The organism is Mesomycoplasma ovipneumoniae, assembly GCF_030012565.1.
GTDB lineage: Bacteria > Bacillota_I > Bacilli_A > Mycoplasmatales > Metamycoplasmataceae > Mesomycoplasma > Mesomycoplasma ovipneumoniae_D.
Genome location: NZ_CP124621.1, coordinates 126,084 through 150,851, shown reverse-complemented (window position 1 = coordinate 150,851; position 24,768 = coordinate 126,084). Strand labels below are relative to the sequence as shown.

At 29.3% G+C, this 24,768-nt stretch carries 13 protein-coding genes; 5 read left to right on the top strand and 8 right to left on the bottom strand.

What is annotated here, in order from left to right:
• Window positions 1–855, bottom strand: coding sequence for a hypothetical protein (locus tag QJQ40_RS00645; protein WP_282861379.1), 855 nt, complete (start codon window positions 853–855; stop codon window positions 1–3).
• Window positions 856–1,271: 416 nt separating this feature from the next.
• Here QJQ40_RS00645 and QJQ40_RS00640 point away from each other — a divergent pair, with 416 nt between their 5' ends.
• The 5 genes from QJQ40_RS00640 (at window position 1,272) to QJQ40_RS00620 (ending at window position 5,848) form a co-directional block, all read left to right on the top strand.
• A complete protein-coding gene (locus tag QJQ40_RS00640; protein ID WP_255030745.1) occupies window positions 1,272–1,604 on the top strand; it encodes a glycine cleavage system protein H in 333 nt (110 codons plus the stop codon).
• Window positions 1,585–2,448, top strand: a complete 864-nt coding sequence (locus QJQ40_RS00635) for a deacetylase SIR2 (protein WP_282861378.1) — start codon at window positions 1,585–1,587, stop codon at window positions 2,446–2,448. Before QJQ40_RS00640 ends, QJQ40_RS00635 begins: the two co-directional genes overlap by 20 nt.
• A 2-nt stretch (window positions 2,449–2,450) precedes the next feature.
• Complete coding sequence (locus QJQ40_RS00630) at window positions 2,451–3,482, top strand: lipoate--protein ligase (RefSeq protein WP_282861376.1); 1,032 nt, start codon at window positions 2,451–2,453, stop codon at window positions 3,480–3,482.
• Window positions 3,483–3,484: 2 nt separating this feature from the next.
• Window positions 3,485–4,657 (top strand): NADH-dependent flavin oxidoreductase, encoded by a 1,173-nt coding sequence (locus QJQ40_RS00625; RefSeq protein ID WP_282861375.1) that lies wholly within the window; start codon window positions 3,485–3,487, stop codon window positions 4,655–4,657.
• Between the two features lie 681 nt (window positions 4,658–5,338).
• Complete coding sequence (locus tag QJQ40_RS00620) at window positions 5,339–5,848, top strand: dUTP diphosphatase (protein ID WP_282861374.1); 510 nt, start codon at window positions 5,339–5,341, stop codon at window positions 5,846–5,848.
• Window positions 5,849–5,882: 34 nt separating this feature from the next.
• On the opposite strand, the gene nrdE is transcribed toward QJQ40_RS00620, so the two are convergent.
• The 7 genes from nrdE to QJQ40_RS00585 all read right to left on the bottom strand — a co-directional run bounded on the left by nrdE (window position 5,883) and on the right by QJQ40_RS00585 (window position 24,509).
• Window positions 5,883–8,045 carry a class 1b ribonucleoside-diphosphate reductase subunit alpha gene (gene nrdE / locus QJQ40_RS00615; protein ID WP_282861373.1) on the bottom strand — a complete coding sequence of 721 codons (2,163 nt, stop codon included), beginning with the start codon at window positions 8,043–8,045 and terminating at the stop codon, window positions 5,883–5,885.
• Complete coding sequence (nrdI, locus tag QJQ40_RS00610; protein WP_282861372.1) at window positions 8,046–8,501, bottom strand: class Ib ribonucleoside-diphosphate reductase assembly flavoprotein NrdI; 456 nt, start codon at window positions 8,499–8,501, stop codon at window positions 8,046–8,048.
• A 1-nt stretch (window position 8,502) separates the two neighbouring features.
• Window positions 8,503–9,549, bottom strand: a complete 1,047-nt coding sequence (gene nrdF, locus QJQ40_RS00605) for a class 1b ribonucleoside-diphosphate reductase subunit beta (RefSeq protein ID WP_080719434.1) — start codon at window positions 9,547–9,549, stop codon at window positions 8,503–8,505.
• 265 nt (window positions 9,550–9,814) lie between these two features.
• Window positions 9,815–10,150: a hypothetical protein gene (locus QJQ40_RS00600; protein WP_282861370.1), complete on the bottom strand. Its 336-nt coding sequence runs from the start codon at window positions 10,148–10,150 to the stop codon at window positions 9,815–9,817.
• A gap of 120 nt (window positions 10,151–10,270) precedes the next feature.
• On the bottom strand, window positions 10,271–13,906 hold the full coding sequence (locus QJQ40_RS00595; protein WP_282861369.1) for a P110/LppT family adhesin N-terminal domain: 3,636 nt from the start codon (window positions 13,904–13,906) through the stop codon (window positions 10,271–10,273).
• Window positions 13,907–13,936: 30 nt separating this feature from the next.
• Window positions 13,937–17,446 carry a P97 family adhesin gene (locus QJQ40_RS00590; protein ID WP_282861367.1) on the bottom strand — a complete coding sequence of 1,170 codons (3,510 nt, stop codon included), beginning with the start codon at window positions 17,444–17,446 and terminating at the stop codon, window positions 13,937–13,939.
• Between the two features lie 1,129 nt (window positions 17,447–18,575).
• Complete coding sequence (locus QJQ40_RS00585; protein ID WP_282861365.1) at window positions 18,576–24,509, bottom strand: MGA_1079 family surface serine endopeptidase; 5,934 nt, start codon at window positions 24,507–24,509, stop codon at window positions 18,576–18,578.
• Window positions 24,510–24,768: the final 259 nt, after the last annotated feature.

The following is a 24,768-nucleotide window of genomic DNA, read 5'->3' as shown; positions in this document are numbered from 1 at the left end:
TTAAAATTTACTTTTTTTATCCATATAATGCGGGAATATGGAGGCTCTGTAATTTGAATTTTTGTCGCGAATCAGCGGGTTATTTGTTGCGATTGAAGTATATTCATAGTCATCTATCACTAATCCGGTTGCATATTGACCAAAATCTGATATTTTGTAATTCCATCCAACACCTTGATAATTCATTACTAGTCTATCAGTATTTCTTTTTTCAAAAGTTTCTATTAATTCATAGGAATTAAATTCAAATTTTACTGATGCGCCAAGTTCAGCAGCTACTTCCCTTTTTTTAGTAGCATAAGCTACCTTACCATTTATTACAAAAGACGGGGTAGCTAGTCCAGAAATTCAAGAATGCGTCTTTAAATTAATTTCATCTGGTTTGTAATTATAGTAATAATTATAATAATTGGAAAAATTTCTGTTTTTGGTGTACTGAATTTCCGCTCTTCCTAATCACGCAGCTTTATCTTGCCAAAATAATCCACCCCAATATACAACTTGTTTAACACCCTTAATAAGAATTTCTAATTCTCCTTGATCGGTTGTTCGGATTTTGTGATTTTCTTCAAAATCAAGTTCTTCTGGATTAAAATCATCTGGATCAAAGTAACCGTTGTAATCATTGTTTTTAGATAGTCCCTTGTGATTTGATTCGCGAAGTTCATCTAAAATACGCTTTGCTTTTGTTGCTCTTCATGCTTTGTCTAGTTTATAATATGAAAATAATTGAGGTTGTGATTTTTCGTTTGTTAAATTTATGTTGTTGTGGACGCTACTATAGGAAAAAAATGTTGCAGGAATAAGGCTAATAAATGCGAAGCCTAAAATTTTTTTTAATTTTGAAATAGTCATGATTGTACCTTTCTGAAAAATAATAATGATAATTGTTAATAATGTTTTTTTTAAAACTTTTACTATTATACCATTTTCGCAAAATATTTTTCCATTCCAAATTATTTTTTTAATTAATGTCTATAATTAGCTAAGAAAGTAAAAATTATTTAATTAGAGCCATGCTGAATTTTAATTTTATCTACAATAATTTTTTATAATTTTATAAAAAAGTAGTGAATGTTTATAATTTTGTTTTTAAATGTGATTCTCCATTCTTTCTATTTGACGCCGTATTCTTGATTTTTTTTGAAATTAATATAGTAATTTATCGAATTTTTGAACTGATTTATTTATATTTATAGATTTTTTGCCATTAGTTGCTTTTTTGTGGTAATATCATTTTAGATATTAACAAAAAATTTAAGAGGATTGCTATGAAAAAAATTGCTAATTTCTTGATAATTGAACAAAAAAATGAAATTTTTACTATCTATTTAACGGCAGAATTACAAGATGATCTTGGAACAATCGGATTTTTAAAATTTACGAATAAAAAACAACTAGAAAAAAATGATGTTGTCGCTAAAATTGAAGCTTCAAAAACTGTTTTTTCAATAAAAACACCATTAAAATGTAGAATTATTGAACTAAATCAATTAGCTGAAAAGGATCCAAAAATTTTGAATTCGCATGAGTCAGATAAAAATTGACTTTTTAAAGCAAAAGATATAGACCAAAGTGAATTTGATGAACTTGAGGACTTTTAGTACACTAGATCAAGCGATAAAAATCAAGAAAATCCTTGATTCAGCTGATGCAATTGTTGTTGGAGTTGGTTCGGGACTAACAAGTGCAGATGGAAATAATTATTATGGATCAAAATTCAGTGATAATTTTAAAGATTTTATCGAAAAATACCATTTTTTAGATATGCTTCAAGCTTCGCTTTATGATTTTGGATCATGAGAAACATACTGAGCTTTTCATAGTAGATTTGCGAAAGTTAATTTTTTAGATCTTAAAGAATCAGAAAGTTTTTTGAATTTGAAAAAAATTTTAGAAAATAAAAATTTTTTTATAATAACCACAAATTCTGATAGTTTTTTTGAAAAATCAGGATTTGACAATCAAAAAATTTTTTACATCCAAGGTAAATATAATTTAATGCAGTGCTCAAAAATGTGTAAAAATTTTTTATACCAAGATGATGAATTGATTCTAAAAATGGTAGAAAATCAAAAAAATATGAAGGTTGATTATAATTTATTGCCAAAATGCCCAGAATGTAATGCCTTTTTAGAAATAAACAAAAGAATTTCGTTTAAAGGAATGGTTGAAGACCAAAACTTCGACAACCAAAAAGCAAATTACAATAATTTTATTGAAAAAAATAAAGATAAAAACTTAGTTTTTCTTGAAATAGGGGTTGGATTTACGACCCCGCAATTAATTAAATTGCCGTTTCAAGAGATGACAAAAAAATTCAAAAATGCAAAATATCTAGTTATAAATCAGAAAAAATACCGTACTAACAAGGATATTCTTGAAAAATCCTATTTTTTTCATGAGGATGTTAAATTACTGCTACAAAAAATAACAGAACAGGAATAAAAATGTACTTAATCGAACCAAAACGCGATGGAAAATGAGTTTTTGACGGTGCAATTTTGCTCGCAATTCAATATTGAGCAATCAAAAACTTAAAACTAGATGAAACAATTGTTTTTCCTTATATTTGTGATCCACACGTCCAAATTGGTTATTTTCAAAATCCAAGTGTTGAAGTTAATCTTGAACTTTTAAAGCAAAAAAACATTGAAGTTGTTAGACGCGACACTGGTGGTGGAGCAATTTATTTAGATAGAAATGGAGTAAATTTTTGTTTTTCATTCCCATATGAAAAAAATAAAAATTTACTCGGGAATTATACACAATTTTACGAACCTGTTGTTAAAGTTTTGCAAAACTTAGGGATAAAAAATGTGCAATTTAGTGGAAAAAATGACCTTCAAATTGAAGGGAAAAAAGTTTCTGGTGCGGCTATGTCGCTTGTAAATGATAGAATTTATGCAGGTTTTTCACTTTTATATGATGTAGATTTTGATTTTATTGGCAAAATTCTAACTCCAAACCAAAAAAAAATTGAAGCAAAAGGGATAAAATCTGTTTCTCAACGGGTAACTAATTTAAAAAATAAGCTTTCAGAAGAATACCAAAATTTTTCAATTTTTGAAATGAAAGACTTATTTTTGACTGAATTTTTGAAAGTAAATTCAGAAGAAAAGTTCAAAAAATACGAACTTACTGATAGTGATTGAGTCCAAATTGACAAAATGGTTGCTGAAAAATACAAAAATTGGGATTTTGTTTGAGGACTTAGTCCAAATTATTCGTTCAACAGATCAATTAGAACAAAAGTTGGAACAATAACATTTTCTTTAGAAATTGATGAAGGAAAAATTAGCAAAATTAAAATTTCAGGCGATTTTTTCCCGAAAAAATCGCTTTTAGAGTTAGAAAATTTCTTAATTGGGACAAAATTAAATCAAGATCAACTATTAAATCGGCTAAAATATGCAAAATTGGATGATTATTTTAGCCAAAAAGTTGATGAAGAAGAAATTTGTAACTTACTTTTAAACTAAATATGAAAAACAAACTTTTTAAACCGTATCAAATTGGTAATTTCACATTAAAAAACCGATTTGTTTTTAGTCCAATTAATCTTAATCTTTCTGAAAATGGCCAAGTTTGCCAAGCAGATTTAGATTTTTTTAGTGCAAGAGCTCATAGCGCACCAATGACAATTACAGGTGGAGTTTACGTTTGTAAATCAGGTAGTTTGTTCAAATACGGTCATAGTATTGAAAATGACAGCGATATTGAAGGTCTAACAAAACTTGCAAAGGCAATAAAATCAAAGGGAAGTATCGCAATTTTACAATTAATTCATGCTGGTTCTCACTCTGTTTCAAAAATTGAAAAAGATGGTTTTTGCTATGGACCTAGTGCAGAAAAGCGAAATTATCCCGTAAAATACAAGGTTTTTCGTCTTACACAAAAGCAAATTCAAAAAATTGTTAGTCAATATGCGGATGCTTGTCTAAGGGCAATTAAGGCTGGTTTTGATGGGGTTGAAATTTCTTCAGCGCAAAAATTATTACCACAAGAATTTTTCTCACATTATACTAACAAGCGAAATGATAAATATGGCTGTCAAAATATTGAAAATAGATCTCGATTTTTGGTAGAAATATTAGAAAAAGTGCAAAAAACTATTTTAAAATCAAAAAATCCTAATTTTTTGTTAGGTTACCGGGCAACTCCTGAGGAGCGAAGAGGCGATAATTTAGGTTACACAGTCGAAAATTTTCTAGATTTCTTAGATCTAATTGAAAAAAGAGGAATAAAAATTTCTTACCTTGCAATTGCCGGTTGGGGCTTTGACGTTTTTCGCGACAAAGTTCGGTCAAAATCAAATAATTTTAACCGTTTAATTTCCGATGTAGTTTATGAAAAATTGCAAGGAAAAATCCCGGTTATTGCTAGTGGTTCAATAAATTCCTTAGAAAAATCAGTCGAAGCTATTCAATTTTCTGATTTTGTCGGAATTTCTTCAGCATTTGTGCCTGATCCTGATTTTGTTGAAAAAATTGAGAAAAATCAGCCAATAAAATTAAGTCTCGAACCGGAAGAATTTGAAAAATTAAAAATAAGTAAAAATGCCTTTAAGGAAATTGGCCATTATTTTGAATATGGCAAATCTTTACCTGAAAATGCTCGAAAAACTATTTTAAATAATTCAAAAAAAGCAGAATAATTTTTTTCCCGACTTTCCCAGTTTGATGATATAATCTTAAAAAGTGTCCTGTTTTTGGGCACTTTTTTAACTTTTTTGACAAAAGTTAATTACAATTTTAAAACACTGGCAAAAATCATTTTATGGACAAAATAACAAAAACCATAAAAAAAATACAACTACTATTTAAACTCAATGAAAATAGAAAACTCGTTTTTATTTACATTGAGCCTAAAAAAACATATGAAGTTTTGAAAGAACAATAATTAAAAGCCTTAAATTTGTAGATTTCTAAACGGGTAAATTTAAGGCATTGCATCATATTTAAAAATATGACGGAAAAGTCGCATTTTCTGATTGTTTTATGGCAAAAACATAATTAATTCCCCCTTAATTCAATATCAAAATTTATTAATTCATTCTTAGTGAGAGTTATTATAACATAATTTTATTTTAGGCAAAGCATTTTTTTTTTTTTTTTTGCAAAAGCCTAATTTCAAAATAATAAAAATTAAGACTTTAGGTAAAAAAACCTGGATTTACGGACATTTTTTTTATATTTATATTCACTAAAAAGTGAATTTTTGCCACCAAACCAGGAAACTCTGGAAAATGCAAAATAATTTTTTTTCTTTGAAAAATAAACAAAAAAATATATAATTATACATTTATTAATTATATATTTTTTTTGTGTGAAGTAATATGATTGTTGATTTAAAACTAATTTTTGAAAAACAAAAAATTTTAGATAAACTTTTTGCCGAATATAGTTATGGTAATGATTTAATTGCAAAGGTTGATCACCAATGGCAAGATAAGGTAATAATTGCTGCCATAGTCGAAATTGCTGAATTTGCGAATGAAATTGAAAGCTTTAAATATTGAAAAATTAACAAAAAGTCTAATTTTGATAAAACTATCGAAGAATTTGTTGATGCAATTCATTTTCTTGTTTCAGCCGGAATTCATTTTCAAAGCCAACAAGTTTTTGAAACAAAGTTTGTTAAGAACAAAGATATTAACGAACAATTTAAAAAAGTCTTTATTTTAGCCACTGAGTTTTTGCATAAAAAGGAAAAAGAAACTCTTGTTAATTTGTTTGAATATTTCCTTGGCTTTATTGAAATTTTGAACTGAAATATTGATCAAGTAACTCAAGCTTATTTGGAAAAATACAATAAAAATCTTGAAAGAATTAAAAATCAATATTAAACATTAATTTTTCAAAATATTTTATTTTGAAAAATTAAATGGAACAAGACTCGCAAAATTCATAGTTTTCTGAATCTTCAAGGACATCTTGGCGAATTCTTACATAATAAATTGACTTGCAACCTTTTTTAAAGGCATGAATATATGCTTTATTTAAATCGCGAGTTGTTGCTTTGTCAGTTAAAAATAATGTCATTGAAATTGACTGATCCACGTGTTTTTGGGCTTCGGCAACGATGTTAATAATTGGAATTGGTCCAAGTTCATATGCTCCTTTTTGATAAAAGTCGTATGTTTTTGGACCTAATTGGTATGAAGGAACATAAATTCGCCCTAGTTTTCCTTCTTTTCTAACTTCAACAGGGGCAACAACTGGCTGAAGCGAAGGGGTACAAGAATTAAGATAAGAAATTGACCCAGTTGGAGCAATTGCCATTAAATGTGAATTGGCAATTCCGTGAATTTTAATTTGCTCTACCAGTTCAATTCAGTCTTCTTGAGATGGAATTGCAACTTGATAGTCTTCAAAAAGTTGCTGAATTCTAGCGGTTTTAGGTACAAAAGTGGACTTATCAACTTTTGTATATTTTTCAAAATATTTGCCGCTGGCAAATGTGGTTTTTTCAAAACCAGCAAAAGGCCCAAATTTTTTTGCCAATTCTAAAGAAGACTTAAAAGCTGAAAAAGCTAGACAATAAAAGAAAATATTTGTAAAGTCAAGGGCTTCTTCTGAGTCATACATTATTTGGTTTTTGGCTAAAAAACCGTGTAAATTCATAGCTCCAAGTCCAATTGCATGGTTTAGATTATTCCCTTTTTGAATTGAAGGGGCAACTGAAAGATCAGAATTTCTTGAGACACTATCAAGGCCAACAATTGAATAGTGAACCATTTTTTGAAAATCTTTACCTGATTCCATGGCTTTGTCAATGTTTAGTGAACCTAAATTACAGCAGATATCCTGGCCAATTTCTTTAAAACTTAGGTCAGGAAAATAAGAACTTGGAGTTGAAGGTTGAGTAATTTCTGAACATAAATTTGACATTACAACCCGATCAGGATGAGCATTTGCATCATTAACAGTGTCTTCAAATAAAATATAAGGATAACCGCTTTCAAATTGTAATTCAGCAATTGTTTGAAATAATTTTCTTGCTGAAATAAAGGTTTTTTTAATTTTGGGATTATCTAACATTTTGTAGTATTCTTGACTGATTGAAATGTCACTAAAAGGTTTTTTATAAAATTTTTCGGTATCATAGACAGAAAAAAGTGCCATTTGCTCGTTGTTTTTGGCCAGTGTTAGTGTTATATTTGGGATTATAACGCCCAGAGACAGCGATTTTATTCTGATTTTTTCATCAGCATTTTCCCTTTTTGTATCAAGGAAAGACAAAATATCAGGATGGTGAACATTTAAATAAACAGCGCCAGCACCTTGACGTTGTCCAAGTTGGTTTGCATACGAAAAAGAGTCTTCAAGTATTTTCATGACAGGAATTACACCTGTTGCTTGATTTTCAATGTTTTTAATTGGCGCCCCTAATTCACGTAGGTTTGTCAGTAAAACACTAACTCCGCCACCACGCTTTGAAAGTTGCAAAGAAGTTGTGATTGCCCGCGAAATTGATTCCATATTGTCTTCAACTCTAATTAAATAGCAAGAAACAAACTCTCCTCTTCTTAGTTTTCCTGCATTTAAAAAAGTTGGGGTAGCTGGCTGAAATCTACCTAACATTATTTGCTCAAGAATTTCTTTGGCATCTTCGAAATTTCCATTAGCCAAAAATAAACTATTTAACAAAGCTCGGTCAGGAAAATGTTCTAAATATGTTAAATTATCATCAGATTTTAGGGCATATGAAGAATAAAATTTAAAAGCACCCATAAATGAAGGGAAAAAATGATTATAACTTCAAGCTTTTTGGTTTAATTCTTCAAGTTGTTCAAATGAATATTGATTTATGACTGCAGGGTCATAATAATTTTGGCTAAGCAAAAAATTAATTCGGTCTTTGAACGAATTAAATACTTTAAATCGAGGCTCAATATGTTCACTAATATATTTTTGCCCGGCTAAAATATCAAATTTATATGCATCTGGATTTTTTGAAAATAATTTGGCCTTTGCATTTAGGCTAATATAACTTTCAGAGCTACTAGAACTAAAAACGTGATTTTTGTCGTGTGTTTTCATTTATTTTTCCCAAAAATTATTTAATATTGTCTTAACATTAATAACATCATCAGAAGTCCCTAAGAGCTCAAAGTGATATAAAAAAGGGACATTCAATTTTTTTGACAAAACCGGGCCAGCAAGAGCGTATGTATCGCCAAAATTAGTGTTTCCAGAGGCGATAACTCCTTTACAAAATTTACGGTTTTGTTCATTATTTAAAAATTTTATTACCGGTTTTGGTACCGATCCGCTTGTGTCACCTTTTCCGCCGCTGTAAGTAGGGCAAAAAAGTACATAATCTTGACTGACTTCAATTTGAGAGTCAAGATCAATTGGAATTCTTTGATTTTTAAAGCCAAGTTTTTCAATAAAACGGTGAGTATTATTAGAAATTGAAGAGAAATAAACAAGAAAAATTTCACCTTTAGGTTTAGAATAATCACCTAATTCATAGGGTTTTTGGTTATTTTCCATTTTAGAACTCCCAGTCTTCATCTTCAGTTTCTTCAGCAAGAGCCATTACATAAGAAGAGCCATTTCCTGAGAAAAAATCATGATTTTCGTCTGCCCGAGCCGATAATTGGCTAAAAACTTCAGGTTCAATTTCAGTTTCTTCTTTTGTAAAAGGTGAGTCATATCCTAAATTTTGTAAAAATTTGCCAGCATTATAAAGACTAAATTTTATTGCAGATTCGGCAATTCCAACTTCAGAATATAAGTCATATAAGTAATCTTTTTCTAAGTCGATTAATTTATAAAGTAAATCAAAAACAAAGTCTTTCATTTCTTTTTGTTTTTCAGGGCTTAATTTTTCAACCTTTCTTTGATATTTATAGCCTGAATAATAATTGTGGATCACTTTGTCGCGTAAAATTAAACGGATTATATCAGAAGTATTTGGCAGTTTTGATCTTGAAGAAAGGTAAAAAGGAAGATAAAAACCGCCATAAAGTAGAAAACCAGGCATTAGTGCGGCAGCAACTTTTGATTTTAAAGGATCTTTTCCAACATAAAAAGGGATTAGAATTCTTGCTCTTTTTTGTAATTTTTCATTATTTATTACTCAATTGTGTGCCTCTTCGATTTCTTCACTTGAACAAAAAGTTGAAAAAATCGAACCATAAGAACGAGCATGAACCCCCACCATAAAGGCAAAATTAGCATATATAACTTGCTCGTGATCGGTCAGAGAATGACCAATTTGGGCTACATCACCAATTGTTGCTTGAATTGTATCAAGCAGAGTTAGACCTGTAAAAGTTCGGGTTACAAGTTGTTGTCATTCTGGTGACAGACTTCTTCATGATTCTAAATCGTTTGAAAGGGGAATTTTTTCTGGAATTCAGAAATTTTGAACTACACGGGTTCAAACTTCTAAATCTTTAGGATCATTGATGACATTTCAGTTTACTGAACGCATTTTTCCCGAAAAATTATTATAGGCATATTCCAGAGGCGAAACTGAAAGGTTATAGTAATCATTTTTTTGTTTAATTTTTAAATTGTTGTTTTCTTGACTCATTTTTTCACCTCTAAATAGCTCTTTAAATAATTAAAAAATTAAATGGATTATAATTTTACCAAAAAGAAAATTTTTTTAACAAAAAATTTTCTTTTTAAAATATTTTTTTTCTTTTTTTGCGAAAAAAAATAAAAAAACCCTATGAATTTATAGGATTTTTTGGTATTTGGGGGTCGAAAAGGATAAAAATTTTTTTATTTGTTTTGAAGCTTTTGGAAAAAACTAAGAAAAAATAATTTTAAAGACAAAAACAACAAAATTAGACTTATAAAGTTGTTAGTGTGTTGCCAAATGCAAAAACAAAACCGCCAACAACAAAAATTACAGACAAAAAAATATGGGCATTGTATTTTGCTCTTTGCCAAGCGGGTAAAAACATTTTTGTCTGCTCGTAAGTAAAATGTTTTTTGCCCGGATTTTCTCTTTTTCAATCTTCCATTTGAAGTTCTTTGTATTGTTGAATTTTTTTTCTTGTATATTTGTGAAATGAAATTGAAATAATCGCAAGAACAAAGAAAATAACAGATAGAGTAATTAAAACTGGTTGGGGAAGATCTATTAGTCTAATTCCAGAATAAAAAGGATTTATGTTTTTTTGCATAATATAATAATTATAATGATTTATTTTATATTTTAATATAAACTGTTGTTATTAATATAAAAAAGTAAACTTTTGTCTCTAAAAGTTTACTTTTTATTTTCTCTGTTTTTTATTAAAAAATTATTTAATGAATTTTTTAATAAAAAGATTATTTAAGGTTGAAACAGTTTCAACATTGGTTGCTAAAGTAGGTGAGTCATAAACTGCAAAACCTTTGAACAAGATTTGAGTTGGAGATGCAGTTTCAGTTGTGGCAGTTTGAGTTTGTGTTTCACTAGTTGCAACTGCAGTTGAAGTTGATTCAACTCTAGGACCTAAATGAGTTCAAGTTAAACTTTTGGCGTGATCAACAGGACTTCCTAAACTTAGGTCTAAAACACTAGAAATTCTTTGATTATAAGGATTTTTTGCTTTTGAAGAAGTTAGTCAAATTGTCCATTTTTGCTTATCTTTTATTAAAGTTAAGAACATTAAATCTCCATCTTTAATAAAGTCAAAGTCATCGGATTCTTCTTTATTTACATTAGTTTGTCTGAAAGGTTCAGGGGGAACGGGCGCAAGTGTAAATTCAACTCTATTTCTTACTTCACCGGTAGAAGTACCATTAGTACCAGAAGACTCATCAAATAGAAGTCGAGTGTCGGCTTCTCCATCAATTCCGGAAACTAAAGCAACAAATGAGTCAACTTTGGGACCTGAACCATCGCTAGAGGAAGTATCTCCCGGGTTTTCATCAACACCTAAAGCAAATTTCTCATTTTTGCCACCATCTAGTTTGATTTTTTTAATGAAAATACCTTTACCATCTTCGGATGCAATTAAATAATGCTTTTTATTATCACTAATATTATGCGGTTGGAAAGCTAAAAATATTACTCCAGATTCAAGAACTTGTTTTTTAGGTTCAACAGTAGGTGTAGCTGCAGTTGTCATTGTTTCTGTTGTAGCTGTTGGTACTGTCGCTGTTTCACTTGCTGGCACAGTAGCTGCTGTTTCACTTGCAGCCACTGCAGTTGGCGCTGGCATTTCAGTACTTGCTGGCATTGTGGTTGCTGGCATAGTTGGCGCGGTTGGTTCATTCGCCGCAGCTTCCTGTGGACTTGCCGGAACCTCTCTAATTTCAACAGCTTTAGTTACTAATAATCCATCTTGACTAGCAACATTATCTTTATCATTTTCAAGATCAATTTTTACATCGCCACGGTTAAGTGGTTGTATTTTTGTAATTTTGTCACTTCCATCTGTTTTTTGATTTTGGCGAAAATCAAAAAATACGGTTGGATTATAACTTCTTAATACATCATAATCAGCATCGTTTTCTAATTGTGTAATTGAGAAAATAGCTTTAGGATTTGAATCTTTTGTCTCTGTTTCAGTTTTTGGACCAAAACTAAGAATTACATCAATTTGACTATCAGATTTTGTAACTACTTCTGCTTGATAATCAGTTTGACCAAGTGCAGAATAATTAGATTTTTGTAAAAATGCTCAAAGTTCAACACCTAAACCTTTAAAAGTTGAAACTTCATTTGTTTCAGTTTTAGTTTTAGCGTCTTGATCATCTTTAGTTTTAGTATTTGGATCATCTTGGAATGCTGTTGTTGATGAGGTTGTTTGGGATCCAGATGTTGAAGTAGCGGCAGGAGCTGAACCAGCGGCTGGAGCGGCTGCAGGAGGTTGAGCAGGAGCAGGAGCAGGAGGGGTTGGAGCTGGAGCGCCAGTTGATGGTTGAGAATCTGCTGGTGGTGTTGTACCTGCTCCTTCTTCTGGTTTTTTCTCGCCTTCTCCCTCTGTTTTTTTCTCATCTTCTTTTGGTTTTTCGCTACCAGTGTCTTTAGAAGTAGGTTCAAATCTTGGTTTGTTTCTATCTATATATTTTTGGAGAGCGCTGGCACTTTCAGGTTCCATTCCTAAATCTAAAATGAAAAGTTTTTTAGCTACTTCAGTAAAAGTTTTTTGTTTTTTAGCATCTTCAACTACTTCTGAAACTAGAGATTTAACATATTCTAAAGTTAATTTTGGACCATTAGGATTTTCTTTGAATTCAAAAGTTTTAACTAGAGGATTAAAGTTTTCAAACTTTGGATCTTCAAGATCAATTTTGTCTAAATTTGTAAAGTCAACTTCTGAGTTTTGTTCTAGAACAGCATTTAGAACTTTTCGCTGATTTTCATCATAATCAAGTTGAACTTCAACATTAGATTTTGAAGAACCAAGGTCAACTAAAACAAATTTAGAATCATTTCCTTTTCCTAAACTTGCAAGAGAAGATTCAAGAACTTTTGGATAATTTGACTTAACAAATTCATTTTCAAGGTAAGGAGCTTCAATATTTAGTTGTTTTTCTATTTGAAAATCAACCTCAAAAGAAACTTTATTTTCTTGTACAAGTTTATCTTTTTGCGCTTGGGTTAAATTTTCTGCTAATTTAATGCTGTTAATTTTAACATAATAACCATCAAGTCCAGGAACTTGGAATTTTTCAGACTTTAAATTGAAAAAAGCGCTTAAATCTTGGCGGTTTATGTCAACTTTGGCATTATTAGCTTGTGAATTTTGGCCTGGATCTTGGAAAAGTTGGGTCGAAACTTGGCTCTGTCGTCCATTTTGTTGTGAGTTTTGCGTAATTTTGCTCAAGACTGTGGCGAGATTAACGGGGTTATTATCAGTTTTGTAGACAATTTGGGCCAAACTTAGATTATCTTTGACAAGTGCAATTTGAACCAGTGGTTTTAATTGAACAAAATTGCTAAATTGTGAAAGAATTTTTTCCTCAACAGTTTTTACATCATCGCTTAATTTTTTAATTCCTAAAATTGGAAAGTCAAATTCTTTGATAAGTTTACCAGCTGGATCTTTTAGTTCAAAAGCAATTGAAAGAGTTCCGGCATTATCGTTAAGATTTTTGAAAACTAAGTTTTCAACTTTCATTAGACTGTCAACTCTTTTGGTGTCTGAATCGCCAACCATAACTATTTTTTCTTGTTTAGCTTTTTGGTTTTCAACTGTTTTTGGTGCTAAAACATAACCTTTTTCCAAAATTGAAGGCAGACCTAAAGTATTAACTAAATTATAAGCCAGTCCATTTTGGAACAGAGCATCAGAAAAAGCTTGTGATTTTGAACGTGTTCTTTTATAAAAAGCTTGAAAGTCATTATCAAGTTTGAAAGCAACTTCTGAGGCTACTAAATTGGAGTTTTTTGTACCTGTAAGTTCTAGTTTTGACTTTTCAAGATCAATTTGGAATCCAACTAAATCACCATCAGCCTTATCGCTTTGGGCAAAACCTTTAAGATCAGTTTGTTTTGAATAAGTAAGTTTAAATTGATCTGAATGAGCATAAACTACAACATTTTTTACTTCAGTGCCAGAAGGACTTGCTTTTTCAATATCTAAAACTACCCGGAAATTGTGCTTTGTTATTGGACTAAAGTCATATGCATTTAAAAAATTAAATGCATATGAAGGATTTTTAGCCAGTGAAAGGGCTGTTTTTGCTGATAAATTTTTATACTGGTCGTGTAATTTTAGTTCATTAAGGACTTTAATAAAATCTTCTTCGCTAAAGGTAGACTGAGTTTTTAAACTGACAACTTCATTTTTATCAACGTTTCCAAAAATTTGTGAACTATATGATCTCTCAAAAATTGTTAAACCAATAGGAACTGCAACGATTGTTGTAAGAATTGCGGTGATCGAAAAACCTGTGGAAATTATTGTTTTTATACTTTTTGACTTATTTTCTTTATTTAACATTTTTTCTCCTTTAAAATGGTAGAAATTTTCTTATTTTTGTTCTGTATCATCTAGTGCAATTCTAACTTGGAAACTAAGACTTGACTTAACTGACTGAGCAGGTGCAGAACCTTCGGAACCAGTTGTTGGTGTAGTTTTTTCGATTTGTAAATTCACAACTTTAAATCTTTGCGGACTGATTTTATCTTCATCTATTGAAACAACTGAGAGTTTGAGATCTTTATTGTTTTCTTGAATTTTTGTTTGAATTTCTTTGAATACTGAAGTTTCTTCGAATTTTTTATTGTCTGTAGTTTGATCAGATTGACCTTTTGCGAGCTTCTCAAATTCATCTTTTTTAAGGTAAAACAGTGAAAATGATGGTGGAATACTTAAAACAGCTTTATTTAATTCATCTCTTTCAGTTCTTTGAGTATCTTGTTTATTAACTCATAAATTTAAGTCAATTTTTGGAGTTTGATATTTATCAACGCCTGTATTTTTGTCAAAAACCTTGTAATAATAGGTTAATTTATAGTCCTCAAGACCAGAAGGTGCGGTAAGAGTTTCACCACCACCTGATGAAGTTGTTGAACCTGTCTGTTTTTCAAAAACAATTTTATAATCTAGATCACTGCCTAATTTTGATCAAGCATTAAAGTTGCTTAATTCTTTAGCTTTAAAGTAAAATGCTAGCAATAAATCTTTTAAAGTGCTAAGTGATTGTGTTTTTTCTTCGAAGAATTTTTTGATTTCAGCTTGAATTGAAGTTTGAGTAGTTGACTCTGAACCTGAACTTCCTGAGCCACCACCACTACCATCACCGGCTTTTAAAATTGAGGAACTTTGTTTTTTAAGATTTTCTTTAATTTTTTTAGCAGCTTCTTGCAATGATTTATAAAGATCATCGCCTGTTCCTGAGCTAGTTGTTGATACTCCTCCTGAACCAGTTGCTGAATCTGCTTCAACTTTAACAGGTGAATATTCATTTAACTGTTTAAAAATATCACTGTCATTAATTAAAGTATTTGTTTTTTCTCAAACAGTTTTTGGTAAAAATAGATTAGAAATTCAACCACGAGAGTCAAAACCTAAAAACTGGTTGTTAAAATCAAGTGAATAAACTGGATTGTCTTGGGTTGTCTTAAGCTTAACATCTGATGCAATTTTGAAAATATTGTCATCTTTTATATCATTTAGATTAATTGAAGCATCTTTATCAACTAAGCCATTTGCTTTAGCAATTTCAAATAGATAATTTAAAACCTGAGCAGGTTCCATTTGGATTAAATACGCATAAAAGGAAGCAACATCATATTCATTTTTGAAGAATTTATCAGATTTCAATGATTTTATTTTGTAATCTGATGCAATAAAATTATTTTCTGTAAAGTTAGCAAAATCTTCAGGTTTAGGGAATTTTTGCTGTCCAACTCAAGCTCTTAGCATTGACTCATTTGCATCAAAATCATATGCATATTGGAAAGGATTTCCAATAATTTTCTTAATTTCTTCAAATTTAGGTGCTTTTGATTCAGTAGTTTGCTCGGTTCCCTCGCTAGTTCCACCGATTAAATTTTCTAATTCAGCTTTAGAAATATAAGCTGTTGTTGAACCGATTCTAATTTGTTTATTTTGGGTAGTTGCTGTTCCTGCTGTTGAAACAGTAACTGAAGTTGCCTGAGAAGAAGTTGAAGGTAAACCATCAAGATTATAGAATGTTTTTCGCTCTGTATCTAAATTAGATTCAATATTTACGCCCGCTGTCCCAGTTTGTGTTCCAACCTTCTTGAAATTAGGAATTTCAAAAACTGAAGTTTTAGATCCTAAAAGTTTGTTTTCTGAGTCGCCAAAAAAACTTGAATAAAGATTAATTACAACCGGGATTTCAAGATTTGAATTTTCTGTATTAACACCATCTTTTTCTTGTGCTTTAGAAAGATCTAAGTAAAAATCAACGCCCTCAGGTTGTTTTTTGTCAAAATATTTATTAAAATCACCAAAATCAAGGGAAATTGGCTTAATTAATAATTCAGAATTTATTTTATCTACTACTTCTTTGGATTTTTCTCTAATAGAAGAATATATTTTTTTATTAAAACTAGCGAAAAAATCATTTACAGTGCGAGTTGAAATTTCAAGATATTTGACTAATTCTTTTGTTTTGTCTTCAGGTTTAGCTGGAGCAGTTTCAGGTTGCTCAGCGCCAGATTCTCCGTTAGATTGATCTGTGGTTCCGCCAGTTGATGTTCCGTCTGTTCCAGCTGCGCCATCTGCTCCTGCCCCAGTTGATCCTGTAGTTGCTCCTGCTCCTCCGGTCCCTTGTTCACCAGTTTGCTGCCCAGATGTTTCAGTTTGAGGTTGGGTCTGAGCTTGGGTAAGATCGGTGGCAACCTGAACTAATTGTCTAACTTCTGAACCTCCAGAGGCTAATAAGCTAGCTTGAACTGAAGCTTGAGTTTGAACCGGCTTACTTCCAGCTTTAAAATCAGTAAACTGTAATTTTCTGAGTGAAATTTTAGACAAAATATCGTCTACATCAGCAAAATAAGTTGGTGGTTTAGCTTGTTTTTCTGCAGTTTCTTCACCTTGACTTGACTCAGAACTTGAACTAACCTGCGGCACTAAATCAATTTTTTCAAGCAATTGGGCATCTTCAATATTGAAATTTTTAAGTTCAAATTTTGCATCATCACTTAATTCAGCCTTAACTAAAAAACTTGGAACTGAATTTGGGCCAACTGAAATAAAATTATTTGTTCCAGGGTGTTTTTCTAAACTAAAATTGTAAATTGTTCCTTGTTTGAAAGGGAAAAAATTATTTTTGTCAAAATTTAATTCATTAATTAATTTTTGAAAATCAGGGAAATATTGACTTATTTTTTCAATAGCCTCTGCTTCAGTTCCAGATTTATTAATATCAGCGGCAAAATCTTCTGCACGAGTTAAAGATGCAATTTTTTGATCAGTTAAACTTGGATTTACAACACTAGAGCTAAAATCTTGTCTTTTTAGATTTTGGATATTTTCTTTGAAACTTTTGGTTATTTTTTCTAAGTTTGAATTAAATTCAGCAAGAGCAAATTGTGAACGTTGTGCGTAAGACACTTTTTTTGAGATAATGGTTGAAAATGCTGTGTGATTGTTATCAACTTGGTGCTTTGCACGGAAACGGAGCTCAAAACTTTGATCATTATCATTTGGAATTAAGTCAATAAATTCTAAAAATGGCTTATTTGGTGCAAAAGTTGGCTCAAATTTACGTAGTTTGGAGTTAACCTGTGTGTAAAAAGATATAAATTTATTTAAATCTGTACCAGCTATTAATTTTCCACTTTCGTCAAAAAGTTGTGATTTTATTTGGCTATATGTGGTAGAATCATCAAAGACATCAGATTTAAAGGCAACATTTTGGACTCGCGAAACTAGACTTTCTAATTCAGCTCGGGGATTTTCTCCTGTATAGCGAATTCGAGTTACAAGCCCAATAGTCGTTGCAAAAATAGCAACACCGCCAACAGCGGTCAGTGCTATTGCTAATCTATTAGTATTTTTAGGCATATATATTTTTCCTCTATGTGGTTTTTAATCAAATATTTAAAATTATAGCACTACAATGGTGTTTTTTTATGATTTTATTAAATAAAAAAGTAAAATTTACTTCATTTTACCTTTTAAAAGTAAATTTTACTCTTTTTTTTGTATTTTTTTTCAAATTTTTGCGACTTTTTAGATTAAATTGATTTTGAACTTTTTAGCTTTAATGTCAATAAAATCGACAAAAATAGAAAAATTTAAGTAAATAGACTAAATTAATAAGCTAATTTTTCGACTTTAAAATTATTTTACTTTTGAAAATCTTTGAAAAACCAAGGAGGATTGTATTTGACTGGATTTTCCTGAGTTTGTCAGTTTGATGGAAAAATTCACTTTTTAGTCAATATAAATACGCAAAAAATAGCCGTAAAACTGTGTTTTTTGACCTAAAACCTTAATTTTTATAGTTTTGAAATTAACTTTTTGCAAAAAATAAAAAAAATGTTTGGTCTAAGAAAAAAATATGTTATAATGAACCTCACTAAGAATGAATTAATAAATTTTGATATTGAATTAAGGTGGAATTAGTTATGTTTTTCTCATAAAAAAATCAGAAAATGCGAATTTTCCATTGTATTTTCAAATATGATGGTATGCCTTAAATTTGACCGTTTAGAAATCTATAAATTTAGGGCTTTTGGTTATTGTTCTTTCAAAACTTCATATGTTTTTTAGGCTCGCCGCAAATAAAAACGAGTTTTCTATTTGCATTGAGTTTAAATAGTAGTTGTATTTTTTTATGATTTTTGTTAGTGTTTTAAACTAAAAAAGTAGTTTCAAAATTCATAATTTTGGTTTTTAAGTTAAAAATTTTAGCTTTTTTAGTTTACTTAGTAGTAGATTTTTCTTTCGTGATGGCTAGATTTAAAACTTGCTGTTTTTGGGTTGATAGTTATTTTTCTTGAGTTTGCAAAAAAGTTAAAAAAGTGCCCAAAACTAATAAACCAGGACACTTTTTTAAGATTATGTCATCAAACTGGGAAACTCGGGATTTTGAACCTTTTAGTTTTAATGTCAATAAAATTAGCAAAATAGAAAAATTTAAATAAATAGACTAAATTAATAAGCTAATTTTTGTGACTTTAAAATTATTTTATTTTTCAAAATCTTTGAAAAACCAAGGAAGACTGTATTCACGCGGATTTTGAGCATTAAGTCTCATTATCATCGATGATAAACTATATTTACTTTTTAGTTCAAGTGGTTTTTCATTTTGTCAATTTATTCCAAAATAATTATGAGTTGCTGTTGAATAATTCCAACTTTGTAAAAATGTAAGTGGTGAACCTCCATTAATTGTTGAAATATACTCATCATCTGGTCCTAATACTCCAGTTCCGGAATTACCAGCATTAAAATATGATGGAGTATAACCTTTTTGATTCAAAATAGTAACATTTTGTTGATCTGAATTAGCCCTATTTATTATATAACCACTTTGTTTTGCATAAGGAAATCCATTCATTCCAAAATGTTTAACGTTTTGACCAAAAAATGTTAAATCTGTTTGACCATTTGAATTTAATTTTAAGTTAGGTAATTTATATCAATTCAATAATCAGGCTGCTTTTTGGAACTCACCACTTTCATAAGCTGCATTAATTAAAGGTTTAATATCAACTATTAAAACAGTTATGTCAACATTTTTTACATTTTGTTGATTTACATCCGGTTGTTTAATACCGGTTCAAACTATTCAAGTAGGAACATTTTTGACACTGTTTGGTCCACCTCAATAGCTATAACCGCCATCAATTGAATTAGAATAATATTTACTTGCAATAGCCATGTAACGATTATTTGATAAAGAATGAGTTAAATCTTTACCAAAAAGGGTATTTAAATCAAATTTTGCGCCACCTTCTACGTGATTATTTGTGATTATGTAAAATTTACCATCATCTGGGTCATCATTTACTTTTGCAAGCATAGTTGCACTTCCAAAACTAAAGCCAAAGGTTCTGCCTAATAGATTTTTTGCTAGTGGGAATTTTTTAGTATCCCAAGATTTATGTAAAAATTCTAAATCTTGTAAATATCCTTCATGTAATTTATAAGGAACATTTTGGTTTGGATTATATTTTTCTAAATTATAAGCATCTGAATTGGTGAAAAATGAAATTGGTTGCTCTTCATTAGTGTAGTCAATATTTTTATAATCAAATTGATTTGTTTTAGAACCAAAATCTTCATTTTCAAGAGAATTTGTGTATTCAATATGAACTCTTGCTCCAGCTTTATGTAAAATAAAGGCTTTTTTTGGATCAAAAGTGTCGAATTGTGGGCTATTATAAAAGGCGAGACCTTTTTCAACATGATTATAAACATTATCAACAACTAAACCAAGATTTGAATCATTTAGTCATAATTTAAATTCAATCCCTTGATCTTTGATATATTCAGCACTTAAATTGAAACTAAAATTCTCAAATTTTTTCCTTGAATCTTCAAAAAATACATTTTTGGTAGTTTCAGTAATTGCTATTATTTCACCTTTTGCTAATTTTTCGAAGTCAAAAACAAAATCATAACCGCCTTTAATTGGTTTTTTTGTGATTAAGTCAATTCCTCCACTAATTCGGTTAAGCCTTTGAGTATTTTGAACTAAAGCATTTCCAAATAATTGTAGTTTTATTTTGCGGTTTTTAGGATTATTCTTTAAAAATGTTTCAGAAAAATATTTTTCTTTTAATGTTCATTTAGCTGTTTTTGTAGAAGTGTCGTAATTTCAATATAAATCTTTATAATAAGGTTCAATTTCACGACTTCTAGTTACTTCTTTTTCGGAATCAAATAAAGTAACTAATGGCTTTTGTGTGTCTAAATCTATGTTGGACTGAATATTTTGGTTATTTATATCTGTTAAAAAATATCAGGTTGAACCATCAACAACATGTGATCCATTAACATATTTTAGACGGAAATATAATTTATTATTATGTTTTTTTGTCTCAAGAAATTGTAAATTTTCCTTTGAGATTTTAAAATTGTTATATTGAAGAACTTGCTCTTTGATATCAAAAAGATCTTTAAAATTGTTGTTATTTAGCGCGTTTCTTGCAATTGAACTATTATTTTTTGGAACAAGATCAGAATATTTGATTTTATTTAGAATTACTTCAGGATAAAGTTTATTTTTATAATCGTTTACTAAGTTTTGTAATTTTATGACTTTGTCAGAACTATAGCGGATATTTGTGTTATGTTTATTAATAAAACCAAGTTTAAAAGTCATTTCACCTGGTATATTAGTGGTTTTAGCATCATAATAATAGACAAAATAATTATTTAAAATCCTTGAAGTGTCAAGTGTAACTTCAGGATCAGTATTAAAAAATATTTGCTTTTCGACAATTTTTGGTAATTTTTCACTATTTTTTACACTTTTTTTGTCTTCACCCTCAAGTTTAACTTCTTCATTTTTAAAATTATTTAAATCACTATTTTTAGCAGTTTCATTTTTAGCTTTAATTTGAAGTAAGTAATTTAGCTTTGATTCAGCTTTTTGTTCAACAATATCAGCCGGGTCAATTAGTCTATATTTTATGTCTATTTGCTCTTTTTTATAAAATTCGCCGGTTACTCTACGATAATCAAAGTGGCGACTGTTAATTTTATCAATTATTGATTTATCATCATCTGAAATCACATTTGGTTTTAAAATTGCTTTACCATTACTTCTATCCCTTTCGCCTGTTTCTTCTGGAATAGGCACAAAATCTTGATTGGTGAAATTGGAGCCATTTTTAGGCTTGATATCACTATAAGTGGCTGGCAGTCAATTTGAAAAACTAATAGCTTTTTCAGTTTTGAACGTTTTAATAGGTTTAGTTCCTTCAACAATTAGTGGAAATTCTGAACCGTTAAATTTGTATCAAAAGAAAATTTTTGCTTGACCTTTTAAAATGTCTGTAGAAATAACATCTTTTGCAAAAATTTCAAATTTTCCAATTTTAGCAAATGTATAAAGCTTGTTAAGTGAGTCAATTATTTCTGAGTTCGTTTTCCCAGCTAGTGAAATTTGACCGTGGGTATGATCAATATCGTTAATTTTTGTGTTTTTAAATAATTTTTTACCAGTAGAATCACTTAAAATGTCTTCAATTAACGATAAATCAGCTTTATCACGTGGTGATAAAATCGGTTTTAAGAAATCTTTAGGTGCAAATTGTAGAATTTCTTCTCTAGTGTGTTGGCCATTTTTGATTAATAATTTTAGGTAAATACTTTGAGTAGTACTTGAGGTTAAAACTCTTCTTTTTTCATTTTTTACATCAAAAGTTGAAAACGAAATTGTCGCATTTGTAGGAATTTCGTAGTTAAAAAATTCTTGATCTTTTAAAATTTTATCAAAAATTTTATCCAGCTCAGCCCTACTTAATTCATCTGGTTTTGCTGGGGTTTCTGAACCCATTTCTGAAAATTTGACAGCTTTTGGAGCGTTTTCAAAAGTTTTAAATTTTTTAGTTGATTGAATTTCCCCTGTTCGTTGCAATGATTCTAAAGCTGGTTTTAATAAATATTTATAAAATCAATAACTACCAACCCCGCCGGCACCTGATGGTTCTTCAAATTGTCAATAATAAGCTGATAGGTCATTTGTCTTTGTATAATCATAATCATCATATTCAGAATCATTAAGGTAAGTTTGATTATAAAAACTGGTGTTTTTAAATTTTTGAGTATATCCAATTTTTACAGGCAATTTTTCTTTTTCTTTGAAATTAACCTGATTCTTGGATTTTACAGTGATTGTTTTAATAACCTGGTTATTAAATTTAATATCTAATTTTAGAGATATTTTATTATCACTGGTAAAGGTTAATTCAGGTCGGTCTGGTAATGCAACATTGAAAAAATTTCCGATTGTTTGTTTTGATTGGGAAAAATTTTCTGAAATAAATTTTTTTATGTCTTGCTTGGGGAAATCTTCTTTTTCAAAATCAAGAAATGAATTATAGTAAATATCAAAATAGTCATCAAGAAAATCTATGTTTAATGAAGAGATTATCTTGTTTAAGTCAACATCATCATTAGAAATTAAAAGTTCGGCGGATAAAGTTGTTGAATGTGAAGGGTTTTTTGTTGAAGTTGCCTCATATTTAAGGACTAAAATATTTTTGTTGTTACTATCTAATGATAAGTCTAATAATTTGAAATTTATTTCATCATTTTGTGGTTTTTTTAATCAAAGATTTGCATTTTGAAGGTTAAAAGAAGCAGAAGTAAGATATTTTTTTATACTATGACGGTCAAGACCTTTGTCATCAAGACTAATTTTTAGGGCTTTTTGGGCCTCTTGTTTAAAATCTGATAAATTTTGTGCAACTTTTACCGGTGGTTTTTCTTGCACAATTTGCTCATTTTGCGCTTTTGAATCTAAAATTGTCTGTGAAAATGAACTGACTAAATTAGCAAAATTATCAGCAAATCCGGGCAAATTTTCACTATCAATTTGATTGAGTCGGAGATTTTGGTCTAATTTTTGTTTAATTTCGTTATTTTTTTCTTCAAGTTGTTGCTTATTTTCTGCAGATGTGCTTGAGTTTTTCAACAATAATTCAAAGTTTTTAACTTCAACATTATACAAATCAAGCGAATCTGCTAATTTTAAAATATGGGTACTTATATGTTTAATATCAGAAACTAATTTTTTTGAATCTGCCAGTGTTTTAATATTAGAAATAAAATTTGAACTAAATTTGTTCGGTAATAATTGATTTTCCAAAGTTTTTTTAGCTTCGCTTAGTTTTGCATCACCATTAAGACGTGCTATTTCTGATTTTACATTGTCATGAACTGTTAAAACATTAGATAAAAAAAATTTTGTATTAGTGGAAATATCATCACTTAATACAAGTTTATTTTGTTCATCTAGAAAATTTAAGGAGCTCATTAAATTATCTAATTCTGTTTTATTTTCAGAATTTAAATAATTAGGCTCATTTTCTAGCTTTGCTTTTTCAGTTTTCAATGAAGATAGAAGCGATGCAACATGCTCTAATTCTGAAATAAATTCCTTAATTTGACTAATTTGTGATTCAGTAATTGATTTATTTATTTTTTCTTTAAAATCACTTTGAACACTTTGGGATAAATTAGCAACTTTTTCAACTTCTAAAATAGCAGATTTCTTTAATTCTTGTAATTTTTCGTTTTTTCCTGCTGACTCATTAACAATTTTTTCTAAATTAGTTTGGATATTTTTAAGACTTTGAATTGAATCAGTGACATTGTTAATTAAATTACCAGAATTTATATTTGAATTAAAATTTGTAATTAAATTATTGAAAGTTTCATTGCTCTCAGTTGAATATTCATTTTTTATTGATTTAATTTGAGCAATAATATTTTCCAAAATGAGTAAATTTGAGGTGAAATTTTCAATTTCTTGTTTATTATCATTTTTATACAAAGTGGTAATTTTGTCATTAATTTGTGAACTTAAGGCTTTAAGATTAACAAGGTTTGCGTGTTTTAAAACCGTATTAAATCAACTAAAAGTTGAAAGTTCCTGACTAAGTGTGTCATTGGTTTTAGTAATTTCTGCGTTTAATTCACTTATTTTTGCTAAAAACTCATCCAATTTAGTTTCAAAATTAGATGAATTTAGAATTTTTTGATTAAATGTCTCAATTTCACTTTTTAAATTATTGTATTTTTCCTCGTTAACACTAAAAGAATTATCAATTGTCTTAGATTTAAAATTCGACTCGAATTTTCCAAACAAATCTAATGTTGATGAGTATTGTTCTACAAATTGAGAAAGTTTCGGCATATATTCTGAATTTGCAAAATTTTGTGAGGAAATATTTAAGGAATCTTTTATTTTATTTTTAATAGCTTCAGGAAAATTAGGATACTGAAGAAAAAAATTATCTACCTGATTTTTTTGAAGACTTTGATTTGGATCGATGTAATTTTGAAATGAATTTGAGTTTGAGGTTGAACAAGAGGCAACAACAAGTGAAAAAATACCAACCCCGAATAAAAATATTGGGTTGGTTTTTGCTTTTTTTCTGTACATTATTTTTCCTATTTCGTGAGAGTTTTAATTGATTAATTAATTATATAATTATATAACAAAAAATTAAAAAAACTATATATTTCAATTTAAATTAGTGTGTTAAATTATTTTTAAACACTCGTATTAAATTCTCATGGCACTTTGCAGCTAGAATTAGTCAATGTTTAACACTAAAATTTTGAAAATCTTACTATTGCTTATCAAAAAATAAGTTCATTTATTTTTGTATAACAATTCAAGACTTTAAAGTCGCTTTTCA